The sequence below is a fragment of the Streptomyces sp. H39-C1 genome (assembly GCF_027158125.1).
In the GTDB taxonomy this organism is placed as follows: domain Bacteria; phylum Actinomycetota; class Actinomycetes; order Streptomycetales; family Streptomycetaceae; genus Actinacidiphila; species Actinacidiphila fildesensis.
Genome location: NZ_JAPVLS010000025.1, coordinates 43227 through 59034, shown reverse-complemented (window position 1 = coordinate 59034; position 15808 = coordinate 43227). Strand labels below are relative to the sequence as shown.

Here is a 15808-nt window from a genome sequence, read left to right as displayed (position 1 = left end):
TACTTGGGGGTGGGGGGGGTGCAACTCGAACCCACGACCGACGGATTATGAGTCCGCTGCTCTAACCGGCTGAGCTACCGCCCCGTACGACACGCCTCACGCGCCGTCTGCCGCAGCATAGCTGCTCATACGATCTGTCGCCCTCGCGGGTCACAGACGCATCACTGAGTGGACTTCGATCAGGGGGCGGGCGGTTCCCGGGAAACGAAAAAGGACCCCAACGGGGTCCTCTTGTCGTTGGCTCCCCCGACTGGACTCGAACCAGTAACCCTCCGGTTAACAGCCGAATGCTCTGCCAATTGAGCTACAGGGGACCGCGCTCCCCCGACTGGACTCGAACCAGTAACCTGCCGGTTAACAGCCGGCTGCTCTGCCAATTGAGCTACAGGGGATTGCGCTGTGCGCATCGAGGAACGCCACGTCCGGACCAACCGGACGGCGCGCGCTCGCTGCGAGACATACATTAGCGCAAGTGGGGGGGTGCTCCGCCAACCCCTATCGCCGGGGTTGTCGTCCGGCTACAGCGGGTAGGCGCGAAGCACAGTCCACAGGACGGCCCCGAGGGCCGGACCCGGTACGAGTACGAGGAAGGGTGGAGCCCATGCGCTACCGGCTGACGTTCATCACCGGAGCCGTCGTCGGGTACGTGCTCGGGGCGCGGGCCGGGCGGGAGCGGTACGAGCAGCTGCGCAAGAGCGCCCAGCGGATCGCGCAGAACCCGGCGGTGCGCAACGCCGCCGAGAGCGCGGCGCAGACCGGGCGCGGGGTCGCGGTGAAGGCCGCGGACGCCGTCGGGTCCAAGGTCGGCGACAAGATGCCGGAATCGGTCACCGCGAAGGTCAGGGCGCTGCGCGACCGGGGCCGCACCGAGGACGACTGGGGTACCTCGAACACCTGACGGTGCCGTGCGGCATCATCTCCCCCTATGGGGAAAGTCGCGGGCATCGACAGTTCGGCCGCAGGGACCACCGTCGTCGTGTGCGACACGGATACCGGCGAGGTGCTCCGGCAGGGGTACGCGCCCCATCCCGTGGAGGGCGAGGCCGCCCCGGCGGGCAAGCCGACCGAGAGCGATCCGCAGTCGTGGCTGCTGTCGCTCGGCGAGGCGGCCAAGGACGGCCTGCTCGAGGGCGTCCTGGCGATCGGCATATCCGGGCAGCAGCAGGGCCTGCTGGCGCTCGACGCCGGTGGCGTGCTGGTCCGCCCGGCACTGCTGCGCGGTGACAAGCGGGCCCAGCCGCAGGCGCTGGATCTGACCGCGGCGCTCGGCGGCCCGGCGAAGTGGGCGCAGGCCGTCCAGTCCGTGCCGCACGCCGGATACCCGGTGGCGAAGCTGCGCTGGCTGGCCGAGCACGAGCCGGCGGCGGCGCAGCGCACCGCCGAGGTGCTGCTGCCGCACGACTGGCTGGTCTGGCAGCTGCTGGGCCGGCCGCAGCGGCGTACGACCGACCGCGGCGACGCGTCCGGCACGGGTTACTGGTCGGCGGCCACCGGGGAGTACCGCTCCGATCTGGTGGAGCTGGCGCTCGGACACCAGGTGGCGCTGCCGCAGGTACTCGGTCCCGCCGAGCCGGCCGGGCAGACCCCCGAGGGGCTGCTGATATCGGCGGGGAGCGGCGACACGATGGCGGCCGCGCTCGGCTTGGGCGTCGGCCCCGGTGACGCGGTGGTCTCGCTGGGCGCCTCCAGCACCGTCTTCGCGGTGCACGACGAAGCCCTGACGGACCCCTCCGGGACGATCACCTCCTTCGCGGACGCCACCGGGCGTCATCTGCCACTGCTCCAGACCCGTAACGCGGTGCGCGTGCTGCGCGCGACCGCCGAGCTGCTCGGCACCGACCTCGCGGGCCTGTCGGACCTGGCGCTGCGCTCCACCCCGGGCGCCTACGGCCTGGTGCTGCTGCCGTATCTGGAGGGCGAGCGCACCCCGGACCTGCCGCACACCGCCGGCACGCTGGCCGGGCTGCGGCGCGAGAGCATGAAGCCCGAGCACCTGGCGCGGGCCGCGTTCGAGGGCATGCTGTGCGGGCTCGCGGACGCGCTGGAGGTGCTGCGCGGGCGCGGGGTCGCGGTGCGGCGGATCTTCCTGCTGGGGGCGGCCGCCGAGCTGCCCGCCGTGCGGGCGATCGCCCCGGCGCTCTTCGAGGCGCAGGTGGTGGTCCCGCAGCCGGGGGACCACGCGGCGCTGGGCGCGGCCCGGCAGGCGGCGTGGTCCCTGGGTGTGGTGCTCGGCTCGGCGACGGCGCAGGAGCCGCCGGCCTGGCGGACCGGCGGGCACCGACTGCTGGAGCCGGGCGACGACCTGCCGGTGGGGCAGGCGATACGCCAGCAGTACACAGCTGTTCGGGAGCAGACCCACCCCGGGGCCTTTGCCGAGGTTTAAACGAATGCGGACCCAGGATGTCGGAAGATAGGATCGCTCGCCGATCAAGCCGACTCTGAGAGATTCCGTGTGCTGATCCGAATTCTGCGCACCCACCTGCGCCCGTACCAGCGACCCATCACGCTGCTCGTGCTGCTCCAGCTCGTGCAGACCATCGCCACGCTGTACCTCCCCACGCTCAACGCCGACATCATTGACAACGGTGTCGTCAAGGGCGACACCGGATACATCCTGCGGCTCGGCGGCATCATGATCGCGGTCACCGTGCTCCAGGTGGTGTGCGCGGTCGGCGCCGTGTTCTTCGGCGCCAGGACGGCCATGGCCGTCGGCCGGGACATCCGGGCCTCGATCTTCGACCGGGTGCAGAGCTTCTCCGCCCGCGAGGTGGGGCAGTTCGGCGCCCCGTCGCTGATCACCCGCACCACCAATGACGTCCAGCAGGTCCAGATGCTGGTGCTGATGACGTTCACCCTGATGGTGTCGGCGCCGATCATGTGCGTCGGCGGCATCATCATGGCGCTCGGCCAGGACGTACCGCTGTCCTCGCTGCTGCTGGCCGTGGTGCCGGTGCTCGGCATCCTCATCGGGCTGATCGTCCGCCGGATGCGGCCGCTGTTCCGCACCATGCAGGTGCGCGTCGACACGGTGAACCGTGTACTGCGTGAGCAGATCACCGGCATCCGGGTGATCCGGGCGTTCGTGAAGGACGACTACGAGAAGAAGCGCTTCGCCGGCGCGAACGACGAGCTGACGGACGTGTCGCTGCAGACCGGCCGGCTGATGGCACTGATGTTCCCCGTCGTCATGACGGTCGTGAACGTCTCCAGCGTCGCGGTGATGTGGTTCGGCGCACACCGGATCGCGAGCGGCGGCATGCAGATCGGCGCGCTGACCGCGTTCCTCAGCTATCTGATGCAGATCCTGATGTCCGTGATGATGGCCACCTTCATGTTCATGATGGTGCCGCGCGCCGAGGTCTGCGCGGAGCGCATCGAGGAGGTCCTGGCGACCGAGTCGAGCGTCGTTCCGCCGGTCGCACCCATCACGAAGCTGCTCCGGCACGGCCATCTGGAGCTGCGCGGCGCGGACTTCAGCTATCCGGGTGCCGAGGCGGCGGTGTTGCGCGGGGTCGACCTGGTCGCCAGACCGGGGGAGACCACCGCGGTGATCGGGTCGACGGGCAGCGGCAAGAGCACCCTGCTGGGGCTCGTCCCACGGCTCTACGACGCGACCGGCGGCGACGTGCTCGTCGACGGGGCCTCCGTCCGGGACCTGGCCCCCGCGCTGCTCGCCGAGACCGTCGGCCTCGTACCGCAGAAGCCGTACCTGTTCTCCGGGACCGTCGCGACCAACCTGCGCTACGGCAAGCCCGACGCGACCGACGAGGAGCTGTGGCACGCGCTGGAGGTCGCGCAGGCCCGCGGCTTCGTGGAGGAACTCGAAGGCGGCCTGGACGCCCCGATCGCGCAGGGCGGCACGAACGTCTCCGGCGGTCAGCGGCAGCGGCTCGCCATCGCGCGGGTGCTGGTGCGCCGGCCCGAGATCTACCTCTTCGACGACTCCTTCTCCGCGCTCGACTACGCGACGGACGCGGCCCTGCGCTCGGCGCTCGGCCGGGAGACCGCCGAGGCCACCGTGGTGATCGTCGCGCAGCGGGTGAGCACCATCCGGGACGCCGACCGCATCATCGTCCTCGACGAGGGCCAGGTGGTGGGCACCGGAACGCACAGCGAACTCATGTCGGAGAACCCGACCTACCGGGAGATCGTGCTCTCCCAGCTCACCGAGCAGGAGGCAGCATGACCACCCCGGCGAAAGCGGCGCCCCGCCGCGGCCCCGCGCCGATGGCCGGGCCCGCGCGCTTCATGGGCGGCGGGCCGGTCGAGCGGTCGATGGACTTCAAGGGCTCGTTCCGGCGGCTGATCCGTCTGATGCGTCCGGACCGGCTCTTCCTCTACCTGGTGCTGGCGCTGGGCACCGCGAGCGTGACGCTCTCCGTGCTGGGCCCCAAGATCCTGGGCCACGCCACCGACCTGATCTTCGCGGGCGTGATCGGCGGTCAGTTCAAGGCCGGCACCACCAAGGCGCAGGCGATCGAGGCCATGCGGCAGCACGGCGAGGGCCAGGTCGCCGATCTGCTCTCCGCGGTGGACTTCACCCCCGGCCAGGGCATCGACTTCGAGGCGGTGGGCAGCGTGCTGCTGACCGTCCTGGGGATCTACCTGGCCGCCGGGCTGTTCAGCCTCGTACAGATGCGGACCGCCACCGGCATCATCCAGCGCACCGTCTACCGGCTGCGCGAGGACATCGAGGCGAAGCTGTCGCGGCTGCCGCTGTCGTACTTCGACCAGCAGCCGCGCGGTGAGGTGCTCAGCCGGGCCACCAACGACATCGACAACATCGCGCAGACCCTGCAGCAGACCATGGGCCAGATCGTGAACTCGCTGCTCACGATCGTCGGCGTGCTGGTGATGATGTTCTGGATCTCGCCGCTGCTGGCCCTGGTCGCGCTGGTGACGGTGCCGGTGTCGGTGGTCGTGGCCACCGCGGTCGGCAAGCGCGCGCAGCCGCAGTTCGTCCAGCAGTGGAAGACCACCGGCAAGCTCAACGCGCACATCGAGGAGATGTACACCGGCCACTCGCTGGTGAAGGTCTTCGGGCGGCAGGACGAGTCCGCCGAGGCCTTCAGGGTGCAGAACGAGATGCTCTACCGGACGGGCTTCAAGGCGCAGTTCATCAGCGGGATCATCCAGCCCGCGATGATGTTCATCGGGAACATCAACTACGTGCTGGTGGCGGTCGTCGGCGGGCTGCGGGTCGCGACCGGCGCGCTGTCCATCGGCGACGTCCAGGCGTTCATCCAGTACTCCCGGCAGTTCAGCCAGCCGCTCACCCAGGTGGCGAGCATGTCCAACCTGGTGCAGTCCGGGGTCGCTTCGGCCGAGCGGGTCTTCGAGCTGCTGGACGCCCCCGAGCAGGACGCGGACCCGGCGAACGCCGCCCGGCCCAGGGAACTGCTCGGCCGCGTCGCCCTGGAAGGGGTGGCGTTCCGGTACGAGCCGGACAAGCCGCTGATCGAGGACCTGTCGCTGAGCGTCGAGCCCGGCCACACCGTCGCGATCGTCGGTCCGACCGGCGCGGGCAAGACCACGCTGGTCAACCTGCTGATGCGGTTCTACGAGGTGACCGCGGGCCGGATCACCCTGGACGGCGTGGACATCGCCGAGATGTCCCGCGAGGACCTGCGCTCCGGCATCGGCATGGTGCTGCAGGACACCTGGCTGTTCGGCGGCACCATCGCGGAGAACATCGCCTACGGCTCCGAGGGCCGTACCCAGGAGCAGATCGAGGAGGCGGCGCGCGCGGCGCACGCCGACCGCTTCATCCGCACCCTCCCGGACGGCTACGACACGGTGATCGACGACGAGGGCTCGGGGGTCAGCGCGGGCGAGAAGCAGCTCATCACCATCGCGCGGGCGTTCCTGTCCGATCCGGTGATCCTCGTCCTCGACGAGGCGACCAGCTCCGTCGACACCCGTACCGAGGTGCTGATCCAGCGCGCCATGGCGACCCTGGCGCACGGCAGGACCAGCTTCGTCATCGCCCACCGGCTGTCCACGATCCGCGACGCGGACGTGATCCTGGTGATGGAGTCCGGCGCGATCGTCGAGCAGGGCACGCACAGTGAACTGCTGGCCGCCGAGGGTGCCTACGCACGGCTGTACGCGGCGCAGTTCGCGCAGGCGGTGGCGGAGGTCGACTGATCCGGGATCCCTTCCGGCGCCGCACGACCGGCGCCGGAGGGGACCGGATTGTCCGGCAACGCCCGTGCGGGGCCGCGATCTTCCCAGAAGTTTCACACGTTCGCGTTCACCCGTGACCTACGGGCCGCATAGCGTCCCAACCACAATGGACTACTGCTACTCGTGCCGTCGGCACCTCAACGGCGCCCTGTCGTGCCCCGGGTGCGGCACGCCCGTGGATCAGCTCGTCATCCCCGTGGACCCCGTGCCGGTGTCGGGGACACCGGCCGCCCCGCCGGAACCGGACCATTCGGGCGGCCGGGCCGCCCGGCGCCGGGCACCGAGCCGGGCGCGGCGGCGCGGCAGGAGGCGGCTGCTGACGGGAGTCGGCGTCGGCCTCGTGGTCGTCGTCTGCACGGCCGCGGCACTGTCGTCGGGGACCTTCGCGAGCGGCCCGGAAGCGGACACCGGCCCGTCGCAGGCGCCCGCCGGGGACTCCGTCCCGCAGGCCGGCGCGTCCAGCCCGGCCCCGCGGCACACCACGGCCCGGCCGACGCACTCGAAGCCGGCCACCACCGCGAGCACCTCCGGCACCCCGTCGGGCTCGCCGTCCGCGACCCCGTCGGGCTCCAGGACGCCGACCCGGCCGGCATCGCCGACCAGCCGGCCGCCGACGTCGCCTACGGCCTCGGGCTCGCCCTCGCCGACCCGGACCCCGCACCCCACGCACAGCCCGACCTGCAAGCCCGTCCTGTGGTGGTGCGAGTAGCGGTTCGGTCCCGCGGGCCGGCCGTCAGGTCAGGTCAGCATGCGCTTGAGCAGATCGCGCAGTGAGGTGCGCTCCGCCTCGGACAGCCCGGCGAGCGGCGCCCGGGCGAAGTGCAGCGCGCCGCGCAGCCGGGCCGCCGTCTCATGGCCCTCGTCGGTGGCGGCGGCCAGCTTGATGCGGCGGTCGGCCGGGTCGGGCCGGCGCTCGGCGAGCCCGCGCGCCTCCAGCCGGTCGACGATCCCGGTGATGTTGGACGGCTCGCACTTCAGCTGCTGGGCGATGTGCCGCATGGGCAGCGGCTCACGGGACAGGAGCGCCAGGACGCGGGCCTGCGCACCGGTGAGCTGGTGGTTCGCGGCGGCCTCCTCGTACTCCTCGTGGTAGCGCGCCACGACCGTGGCGATCAGGTCGACCACTTCGAGGGTCAGGGGGTCGGTACGTTGAGGCGTGGGGGACATGTGCCACAGCGTACCCCCGGTTACTTGACAACCTCAAACATCAAGGTCCATCGTTATTTGAGGAAATCAATCTTTGCCATAGTCAAGCTATGGCGGACGGAGGCATCCCCCTCATGCCGAAGAGCCGTGAATGGCACCTGGTAGCCCGCCCCCACGGGTGGCCGACCACTGATGACGTCGCCCTGCGGGAGGTCGAGACGGCGGAGCCGGGCCCCGGCCAGATCGTCGTCCGCAACCTGCACCTGTCGGTGGACCCGTACATGCGCGGCCGGATGAACGACGTGAAGTCGTACTCGCCGCCGTACGCCCTGAACGAGCCGATGGCGGGCGGCGCGGTCGGCCGTGTCGCCGCTTCCAACGCCGACGGGTTCGCGGTCGGCGACCACGTGCTGCACTGGCTCGGCTGGCGCGAGTACGCGGTCCTCGACGCGGCGCACGCTGTGAAGGTCGACCCGGCAGCGGCGCCGCTCAGCGCCTACCTCGGCGCGCTCGGCATGCCGGGTTTGACCGCGTACGCGGGACTGCTGGAGGTCGCCTCGTTCACCGAGGGCGACGTGGTCTTCGTCTCGGGCGCGGCCGGTGCGGTCGGCAGCCAGGTGGGCCAGATCGCGAAGCTCAAGGGCGCCTCCCGGGTGATCGGCAGCGCCGGCTCGGACGAGAAGGTCAAGCTCCTCGTCGAGGAGTACGGCTTCGACGCCGCTTTCAACTACAAGAACGGCCCGGTGGCCGAGCAGTTGAAGAAGGCCGCCCCCGACGGGATCGACGTCTACTTCGACAACGTCGGCGGCGAGCACCTGGAAGCCGCGATCGGCTCGTTCAACCTGCGCGGCCGTGCCGTGCTGTGCGGCGCCATCGCCCAGTACAACGACACCGAGGCCTCGGGCGGGCCGCGCAACCTGGCGCAGATCATCGGCAAGCGGCTGCGGCTGCAGGGCATGCTCGTGGGCGACCACGCGGCGCTGCAGGGGCAGTTCGTGCAGGAGGTCGGCGGCTGGATCCGGGACGGCAAGCTGCACTACCGCGAGACGGTCGTCGAGGGCATCGAGAACAACTTCGAAGCTTTCCTCGGCGTACTGCGGGGCGACAACACCGGCAAGATGATCGTCACCCTGCCGGAGTAAGCTCTTCAACAAATTGTTGCGATCGTGGGCGCGAGTCGCGGCGATGCACGTGAGTGCACCAACCAGGAGGGGTTCTTTTCATGACCATCCAGTCCGTAGACGTCCTGTACACCGCCGTCGCCACGGCCGAGAACGGCCGTGACGGCCGGGTCGCCACCGACGACGGCAAGCTCGACGTCGTCGTCAACCCGCCGAAGGAACTGGGCGGCAACGGTGCCGGCACCAACCCGGAGCAGCTCTTCGCCGCCGGTTACAGCGCCTGCTTCCAGGGTGCCCTCGGTGTGGTGGCCCGCCAGGAGAAGGCGGACATATCCGGCTCCCGGGTAACCGCCAAGGTCGGCCTCGGCAAGACCCCGGCCGGCGGCTTCGGCCTCAAGGTCGAGCTCGCGGTGTCGATCCCGAACGTGGACGCGGCCACCGCCCAGTCGCTCGTGGAGAAGGCGCACCAGGTGTGCCCGTACTCCAACGCGACGCGCGGCAACGTCGACGTGGTGCTGACCGTCGTCTGATCACCGCTCGGCCATCGGCCGGGTGAGGGCCGCACCCCCAGGGGTGCGGCCCTTACGTGTTTCCGGTACCGCCCAGCAGGGCGACGAAGTCGCGGAACGCCGCCGCCATGTCCACCGCCTCCGGATCCAGCAGCCACTGCACCTGCAGGCCGTCCATGACGGCGACGAGCAGCGGAGCCGCCCGCCCCGGGGTGAGGCCGCCCGGCAGCCGGTCGCCGAACTCCGCGCGCAGCATGTCGGCCGCGCCCTCGCGCACCCAGCGGTAGCGCTCCTCGAAGTAGGGGCGGGCCGGATGGTCCTCGGTGACGCTGTCGCCCGCGAGGACCGTGAAGGTCTGCACGATGCCGGGCCGGGTCGCGTTGTACTCGACCAGGGACGTCAGCATCTCCAGCGGCCATGTCGTGCCGTGCAGCGCCGTGGAGGCCACGTCCCACTGGTCGCGCGCCGCCAGCACCGCGACCAGGAGCGCCTCCTTCGTCGGGAAGTAGTGCAGCAGCCCCTGCTGGGTCAGTCCCACCCGCTCGGCCACCGCGCCGAGGGAGGCCCCCCGGTAGCCGCGTTCGGCGATCACTTCCACCGCGGCCTGGATGATCTCCGCCCGCCGGTCTCCGGTCGTTCTGGACACCGTGCCCCCTTCGTTCGGCCGTGAGCCTAATCGAACCTGATCGGTGAAAGATTTAAGTAACGTATCTGTAACTTACCCTACCGATCTACAGGTAGGTGAGGTGAGGATGGGCGGGGGACGACACCGAGGGACAGAGGGAGCAGACGATGACGGACACCGGCCGCACGGCCATCGAGGACGCGATCGAGGCCGCGCTGGGCAAGCTGGACCTGGACGCGAAGGCACGGCTGCTGTCCGGCCAGGACATGTGGACGCTGCCCGCGCTGCCGGAGATCGGCCTCGGTTCGCTGGTGATGTCCGACGGCCCGATCGGGGTGCGCGGGGTGCGCTGGACCGCCGACGACCCGTCGATCGCGCTCCCCAGCCCGACCGCGCTCGCCGCGACCTGGGACCCGGAGCTGGCCCGCAGGGCCGGCAACCTCCTCGCCCAGGAGGCCCGCCGCAAGGGCGTGCACGTCCTGCTGGCGCCGACGGTGAACCTGCACCGCTCCCCGCTCGGCGGACGGCACTTCGAGGCGTACTCCGAGGACCCGTACCTCACCGGGGAGATCGGCACCGGCTACGTGGCGGGCGTCCAGGCGGGCGGCGTCGGCACCACCGTCAAGCACTTCGTGGCCAACGACGCCGAGACCGAGCGCTTCACCGTCGACAACGTGGTCGGTACCCGCGCGCTGCGCGAGCTGTACCTGGCGCCGTTCGAGGCCATCGTCAAGAACGCCCACCCGTGGGGCATCATGTGCGCCTACAACGGCGTCAACGGCACCACGATGAGCGAGCACCACTACCTGCAGAACGTGGTGCTGCGCGGCGAATGGGGCTTCGACGGCTACATCGTCTCGGACTGGATGGCCGCCCGCGACACCGTCGGCGCCGTCAACGGCGGCCTGGACGTGGCCATGCCCGGCCCGCGCACCGTCTACGGCGGGGCGCTGGCCGCCGCCGTCCGGGGCGGGAGCGTCGAGGAGCCGGTGGTCGACGCGGCCGTCCGCAACGTGCTGCGGCTCGCCGCCCGCGTCGGCATCCTGGACGGTGTCCCGGCCGCCGTCGCCGAGGCGGACCGGCCGGCCGGGATCGACGGCGAGGCGCTGGCCCGCGAGATCGCCCGCCGCGCCTTCGTCCTGGTGCGCAACGAGACCGTGGCCGGCGGCGGCCGCGCGCTGCCCGTCGACGCCTCGGCCGTCCGCGGCATCGCCCTGATCGGCGCCGCGGCCCGCGACGCCCGGGTGCTCGGCGGCGGCTCCGCGCAGGTCTTCCCCGACCACATCGTCTCCCCGCTCGACGGCCTGCGCGCCGCGCTGCCCGAGGGCTTCGCGCTGAGCTACGCGGTCGGCGCCGACCCCAGCGACGAACTCTCCGTCGCCGACAGGGGCTTCACGCTGCGCGCCGTCGCCCGCGACGCCGAGGGCCGGGAGCTCGGCTCCGAGCGGATGCCCAACGGCATGGTGCAGTGGCTCGGCGACATGCCGGAGGGCGTCAGCTACGACGAGGTCACCACCGTCGAGGCCACCGGCACCTTCACCCCCCGCGAGAGCGGTGCGCACGCCTTCGGCACCCGCGGCCTCGGCGGCTTCCGGCTCGTCGTCGCCGGGACCGTGCTCTTCGACGGCGAGCAGTCCGCCGACCACGCCGACCCGTTCGAGGCGTTCTTCGGATCCCCGGTGCCGCGCGGCACGGTGGAACTGACCGAGGGCGAGGCCGTCGACGTCAGCCTCACCTACACCGTCGCGAAGTTCGCCGACGCCCCGATCCAGGCGATCGGCTTCTCCTTCGTGCACGGAGAGCCGGAGCGCGACCCCGACCAGCTGATCGAGGACGCCGTCGCGGCGGCCGCCGCCGCCGATACCGCGATCGTTGTCGTCGCGACCACCGAGCGCGTCGAGAGCGAGGGCTTCGACCGCACCGATCTGCGGCTGCCCGGCCGCCAGGACGAGCTCGTCGCCCGCGTCGCCGCGGTGAACCCGCGCACCGTCGTCATCGTCAACTCCGGCTCCCCGGTGGAGATGCCGTGGCGCGAGGACGTCGCCGCGGTGCTGCTCGGCTGGTTCCCCGGCCAGGAGGCGGGCGCCGCGCTCGCCGACGTCCTGCTCGGCGCCGAGGAGCCGGGCGGCCGGCTGCCCACGACCTGGCCGGTCGCCCTGGCGGACGTACCCGTCACCCAGGTCACCCCGCAGGACGGCACGCTCTCCTACGACGAGGGCGTCTTCATCGGCTACCGCGCCTGGGAGAAGGCCGGCGCCACCCCCGCGTACGCCTTCGGCCACGGCCTCGGATACACCGACTGGGCCTACGAGTCGGCGGAGTTCGAGCGCGGCGAGGGCGAGGGCGAGGCGCTGGGCACGCTCACCGTCCGCGTCCGCAACACCGGTTCGCGCCCCGGACGGGAAGTCGTCCAGGTCTATCTGGCCCCCGCCGCCGACGCGGTCGAGCGGCCGGCCCGCTGGCTGGCCGGCTTCGCCTCCGTTCAGGCAGGACCGGGGGAGAGCGCCGAGGTCGTCGTCGAACTGCCGCGCCGGGCCGCCGAGGTGTGGGACGAGGCGGACGGCGGCTGGCTGCTGGTCCCCGGGCACTACGAGGTCGAGGCCGGCCGCTCGCTCGCCGACCTCCGGGTGAGCGCCCCGCTCGACCTTCCGTAACACCCGCGAAGCCCGTGCCGGACCGGCCGGACCGGACGGGAACCCCATGACCGGGGCGGGGCGCCCTGACGCGCCCCGCCCCTTTCCGGCCCTCCCCGGCCGGGCCGTCCGACCCAGGGCCTGGCCGGCGGATCATGAACGGCCCCTTCGCCGCCTGGCACGGCAGCTCGCGGCGTTGCCAAAACGCGCACATACGAAAGCGTATGCGGGCATTCCGGCGCCTTGCGATCCACCGCACCGGACGACGCCTGGACCGCCCCTGATCCGCCGGACGGGCCCTGGTCGTTAGGGTGACGCCCATGCGTGATCTCACGACCGGTCTGAAGTACTTCCTGGAAGGCCAGCGCTGGGTGGCGCGGCACCGGAGGTGGTGGGGATTCGGGCTGCTGCCCGGCCTGATCGCCCTGGTCCTCTACATCGCGGCGCTCGTCGCCCTCGGCTTCTGGGCGGACGACCTGTCGTCCTGGGCGACGCCGTTCGCGGACGGCTGGGACACCCCCTTCCGGTCGCTGCTGCGCTGGACGCTGACCGTCATCGTCTTCAGCGGCGGCCTGCTGCTGGCGATGGTGACCTTCACCGCCGTGGCGCTGCTGATCGGCGACCCGTTCTACGAGTCGCTCTCGGAACGCGTCGAGGAGATGGAGGGCGGCGCACCGCCCAAGCCCGACATCCCGCTCTGGCGCGAGATCCTCACCTCGGTACGGGACAGCCTGTCCGTGCTGGCGCGGGTGGCGGCCTTCGGACTGCTGCTCTTCGCCTGCGGCTTCATCCCGGTGGTCGGCCAGACCGTCGTCCCCGTCGTGGGCATCTGCGTCTCCGGCTTCTTCCTGACCACCGAGCTCACCTCGGTCGCCATGCGGCGCCGCTCCGTCCCGCTGCGGACCCGGCTGCGACTGCTGCGCGGCCGGCTCCCGCTGGCGCTCGGCTTCGGCGTGCCGCTGGTCCTCCTGTTCCTGGTGCCGGTCATCGCCGTCTTCGCGATGCCGGGCGCCGTCGCGGGCGCCGCACTGCTGGTGCGCGAACTCGTCCCGGCACCCGACCCCGATCCGGCGGCCGACCCGGATCCGGTGCCCGACGAGGAAATTGACGAACATCATGACGACGCGACGGGAACCGTTCCGGCCTCCTAGGCATGTCCATGCGAGAGACCGCATCGACATGGGGGGGGAACCCGGTCCATGCGGAAGTCCGCAGTGACATGGGAGGGGACGTTCATGCCGGAGCGCACGAACCAGTACGACGAGAACGAACACAGCTACCGCACGTACTGGCAGGACCGGAGCTACGAGCACGATGCCGAGGTCGCAGCGCTCCGCTCGCTCCTGGACGGCCGGCGGTTCGGCCACGCGGCCGACGTCGGCGGCGGCTACGGCCGTCTCGTCCCCGTACTGCGGGAGTTCGCCGATCACGTCACGCTCGTCGACTCGAGCAGGAAGCAGCTTTCGGACGCCGAGGAGTTCCTCGCCGGTGAGACCAACGTCGCGATGCGGCTGATGAGCGCGGGCCGGCTCGGCATGGACGAGGCCAGCGTGGATCTCGTCACGATGATCCGCGTCATGCACCATCTGCCCGACCCGGTGCCCGCCCTGTCCGAGATCGCCCGGCTGCTGCGGCCGGGCGGCATCGCCGTCATCGAGAGCGCCAACCTCGCGCACGCCGCCAACCGGGTCCGCTACGCCGCCCGCCGGCAACGCATCCCCACCGAGCCGGTCGACATCCGCTCCGCCGAGAACCGCGAACGGGACTCGATCCCCTTCGTCAACCACCACCCGCGCAAGGTCGCCGAGCAGCTCGCGGCGGCGGGTCTGACGGTGGAGCGGACGCTGTCCGTCTCCAACCTGCGCAGCAGTAAGCTCAAGAAGTTCGTGCCCCACCAGGCCCTGGTCCGCGCCGAGGGCGCCCTCCAGTCGCCCCTGGCGAAGGTGTCGTTCGGGCCGAGCATGTTCTTCCTGGCGCGCAAGGCAGCTTGAGGACACCAGCCTGTCCGGCGTTCGAGGGCGCTTCTCAGACGAGGGCGAGTTCCCGGTCGGCCGTGACGTCCGCTTCCGCTTCCTCCGCGGAGCGGACCGTCTTCGGGAGGAAGAATCCGAGCACGAAGGCCAGCGCGATCAGTCCCACCGTGCACAGCGCCGTCGTCCCCGCGGCCTCCAGCGCGGCGTCGATATGGCCGGCGGGACCGGGCCGGGCGTCGCTGAGGATGTTGAAGAAGACGGTGCCCAGGACGGCGAAGCCGAGCGTCATGCCGAGCTGCTGGAGCGCCTGCAGGGTGCCCGAGGCGGAGCCGATCTCGTGGCCGTCGACGCCGTTGAGGATGATGTCGAAGAGCGGCACGAAGATCATGCCCATCCCGGCGCCGCCGACCAGCAGCGGGGCGGCGAAGTCCCAGTCCGTGATGTCCGCGCCGGCCCACTGGAAGACGCCGTGGAGGGCGAGCAGTCCGCCGCCCATCAGGAGCAGGCCGAGGTGCAGGATCCGGCGGCCGAGGCGGGCCATCATGATGCCGCCGAAGGCGGAGCCGAAGAGCGCGCCCAGCGCCCAGGGCGCCGTGGTCAGGCTGGAGTGCAGGGCCGTGTAACCGAGGCCGAGCTGCAGGAAGATGCCGAGGGTGAGGATCATGCCGCCCATGGACGCGGTGAAGGCGATGGCGAACGCGACCCCGGAGACGTAGGCCCGCTTGGTGAAGACGCTGGGCTCCACCAGCGGCGTACGGCCCGAGCGCTTGCGCAGCACCTGGTAGCGGGCGAAGACGGCCAGGACCGGCAGCGAGGCGACGAGCATCACCAGCACCCAGGTGGGCCAGCCCAGTTCACGGCCCTGCACCAGCGGGAAGACCAGCAGGAAGGCGCCGGTTCCGGCGAGCAGCACCCCGGGGAGGTCCAGCCGCGCGCCGCGGGCGGTCGGGGCCACGTCCGGCAGGTACTTCCAGCCCATCACGAACGCGAACGCGCCGATCGGCAGGTTGATGCCGAAGATCATGCGCCAGCCGGTACCGAACAGGTCGGCGTGGATCAGCACGCCGGCGATGATCGGGCCCATCACCGCGGACAGCCCCATCAGCGGACCGAAGATCCCCCACGCCTTCTTCATCTCGGAGGCGGGGAACAGGTCCCGGGTCAGCCCGAAGCCCTGCGGCAGCATCACCGCGCCGCACACTCCCTGCGCGATCCGCGCCACGATCAGCATCTCCGGGGACTGCGCCGCCGCGCACATCATCGAGGTGACGGTGAACCCGGCGATCCCGGCCAGCAGGACCCGCTTGCGGCCGTACATGTCGCCCAGCCGTCCGCCGGTGAGGAGCGCGACCGCCATGGCGAGGGTGTAGCCCGCCGCGATCCACTGGAGGTCGGCGTACGAGCCGCCAAGTCCGGTGCGGATCGCGGGCGCCGCGACATTGGCGACGGTCGAGTCCAGCAGGTCCATGACGCTCGCCGCGATGACGGCGGTGTACCCGAGCCAGCGGTACCGGTGAAGTGCGTTCTTCGTGTCCATGAGCAGTACGTTACGGACCCTTGCGGTCAGCTTCTGTCCGCAAGGAACAGGGGAGTTGAAGGGGTCGGAAGGAGCTGT

General features: G+C 71.2%; 13 protein-coding genes, 3 tRNA genes and 1 pseudogene. 10 read left to right on the top strand and 7 right to left on the bottom strand.

Annotation, left to right across the window (positions count from 1 at the left end; genetic code table 11):
- Positions 1-4: 4 nt before the first annotated feature.
- From O3W51_RS18540 to O3W51_RS18530, 3 genes are all read right to left on the bottom strand, one after another.
- Positions 5-84 (bottom strand) — tRNA-Ile (locus O3W51_RS18540).
- 154 nt (positions 85-238) lie between these two features.
- Positions 239-314 (bottom strand) — tRNA-Asn (locus tag O3W51_RS18535).
- 5 nt (positions 315-319) lie between these two features.
- Positions 320-392: transfer RNA gene (locus O3W51_RS18530), tRNA-Asn, on the bottom strand.
- 209 nt (positions 393-601) lie between these two features.
- Here O3W51_RS18530 and O3W51_RS18525 point away from each other — a divergent pair.
- From O3W51_RS18525 to O3W51_RS48870, 5 genes and pseudogenes are all read left to right on the top strand, one after another.
- Entirely contained in the window at positions 602-898 is a 297-nt protein-coding gene (locus O3W51_RS18525) for a YtxH domain-containing protein (RefSeq protein WP_138356745.1), read from the top strand.
- Positions 899-925: 27 nt separating this feature from the next.
- Positions 926-2383: an FGGY family carbohydrate kinase gene (locus O3W51_RS18520; RefSeq protein WP_138356746.1), complete on the top strand. Its 1458-nt coding sequence runs from the start codon at positions 926-928 to the stop codon at positions 2381-2383.
- A 69-nt stretch (positions 2384-2452) separates the two neighbouring features.
- Positions 2453-4186 carry an ABC transporter ATP-binding protein gene (locus O3W51_RS18515; RefSeq protein WP_138356747.1) on the top strand — a complete coding sequence of 578 codons (1734 nt, stop codon included), beginning with the start codon at positions 2453-2455 and terminating at the stop codon, positions 4184-4186.
- A gap of 41 nt (positions 4187-4227) precedes the next feature.
- On the top strand, positions 4228-6147 hold the full coding sequence (locus O3W51_RS18510; protein ID WP_138356794.1) for an ABC transporter ATP-binding protein: 1920 nt from the start codon (positions 4228-4230) through the stop codon (positions 6145-6147).
- A 145-nt stretch (positions 6148-6292) separates the two neighbouring features.
- A pseudogene (locus tag O3W51_RS48870) lies at positions 6293-6346 on the top strand (hypothetical protein); the annotation flags it as partial.
- Positions 6347-6366: 20 nt separating this feature from the next.
- Here the strand turns inward: O3W51_RS48870 and O3W51_RS18505 are convergent.
- Together O3W51_RS18505 and O3W51_RS18500 are read right to left on the bottom strand one after the other, a co-directional pair.
- Complete coding sequence (locus O3W51_RS18505) at positions 6367-6870, bottom strand: hypothetical protein (RefSeq protein ID WP_164294036.1); 504 nt, start codon at positions 6868-6870, stop codon at positions 6367-6369.
- 54 nt (positions 6871-6924) lie between these two features.
- On the bottom strand, positions 6925-7353 hold the full coding sequence (locus O3W51_RS18500) for a MarR family winged helix-turn-helix transcriptional regulator (protein WP_138356749.1): 429 nt from the start codon (positions 7351-7353) through the stop codon (positions 6925-6927).
- A 113-nt stretch (positions 7354-7466) separates the two neighbouring features.
- Here O3W51_RS18500 and O3W51_RS18495 point away from each other — a divergent pair, with 113 nt between their 5' ends.
- Both O3W51_RS18495 and O3W51_RS18490 read left to right on the top strand, forming a co-directional pair.
- Positions 7467-8474, top strand: a complete 1008-nt coding sequence (locus tag O3W51_RS18495) for an NADP-dependent oxidoreductase (protein WP_269286902.1) — start codon at positions 7467-7469, stop codon at positions 8472-8474.
- Between the two features lie 80 nt (positions 8475-8554).
- Entirely contained in the window at positions 8555-8983 is a 429-nt protein-coding gene (locus tag O3W51_RS18490; protein ID WP_138356750.1) for an organic hydroperoxide resistance protein, read from the top strand.
- 52 nt (positions 8984-9035) lie between these two features.
- Here the strand turns inward: O3W51_RS18490 and O3W51_RS18485 are convergent, their stop codons facing one another.
- Positions 9036-9608, bottom strand: coding sequence for a TetR/AcrR family transcriptional regulator (locus O3W51_RS18485; protein ID WP_138356751.1), 573 nt, complete (start codon positions 9606-9608; stop codon positions 9036-9038).
- Between the two features lie 146 nt (positions 9609-9754).
- Between O3W51_RS18485 and O3W51_RS18480 the strand changes: the two genes are divergently transcribed.
- The 3 genes from O3W51_RS18480 (at position 9755) to O3W51_RS18470 (ending at position 14211) form a co-directional block, all read left to right on the top strand.
- Positions 9755-12241: a glycoside hydrolase family 3 protein gene (locus O3W51_RS18480; protein ID WP_269286899.1), complete on the top strand. Its 2487-nt coding sequence runs from the start codon at positions 9755-9757 to the stop codon at positions 12239-12241.
- A gap of 299 nt (positions 12242-12540) precedes the next feature.
- Positions 12541-13371 carry an EI24 domain-containing protein gene (locus tag O3W51_RS18475; protein WP_269286896.1) on the top strand — a complete coding sequence of 277 codons (831 nt, stop codon included), beginning with the start codon at positions 12541-12543 and terminating at the stop codon, positions 13369-13371.
- An 84-nt stretch (positions 13372-13455) separates the two neighbouring features.
- Positions 13456-14211 carry a class I SAM-dependent methyltransferase gene (locus tag O3W51_RS18470; RefSeq protein ID WP_269286895.1) on the top strand — a complete coding sequence of 252 codons (756 nt, stop codon included), beginning with the start codon at positions 13456-13458 and terminating at the stop codon, positions 14209-14211.
- A 34-nt stretch (positions 14212-14245) separates the two neighbouring features.
- On the opposite strand, the gene O3W51_RS18465 is transcribed toward O3W51_RS18470, so the two are convergent.
- A complete protein-coding gene (locus O3W51_RS18465; protein ID WP_269286893.1) occupies positions 14246-15730 on the bottom strand; it encodes an MFS transporter in 1485 nt (494 codons plus the stop codon).
- Positions 15731-15808 lie beyond the last annotated feature (78 nt).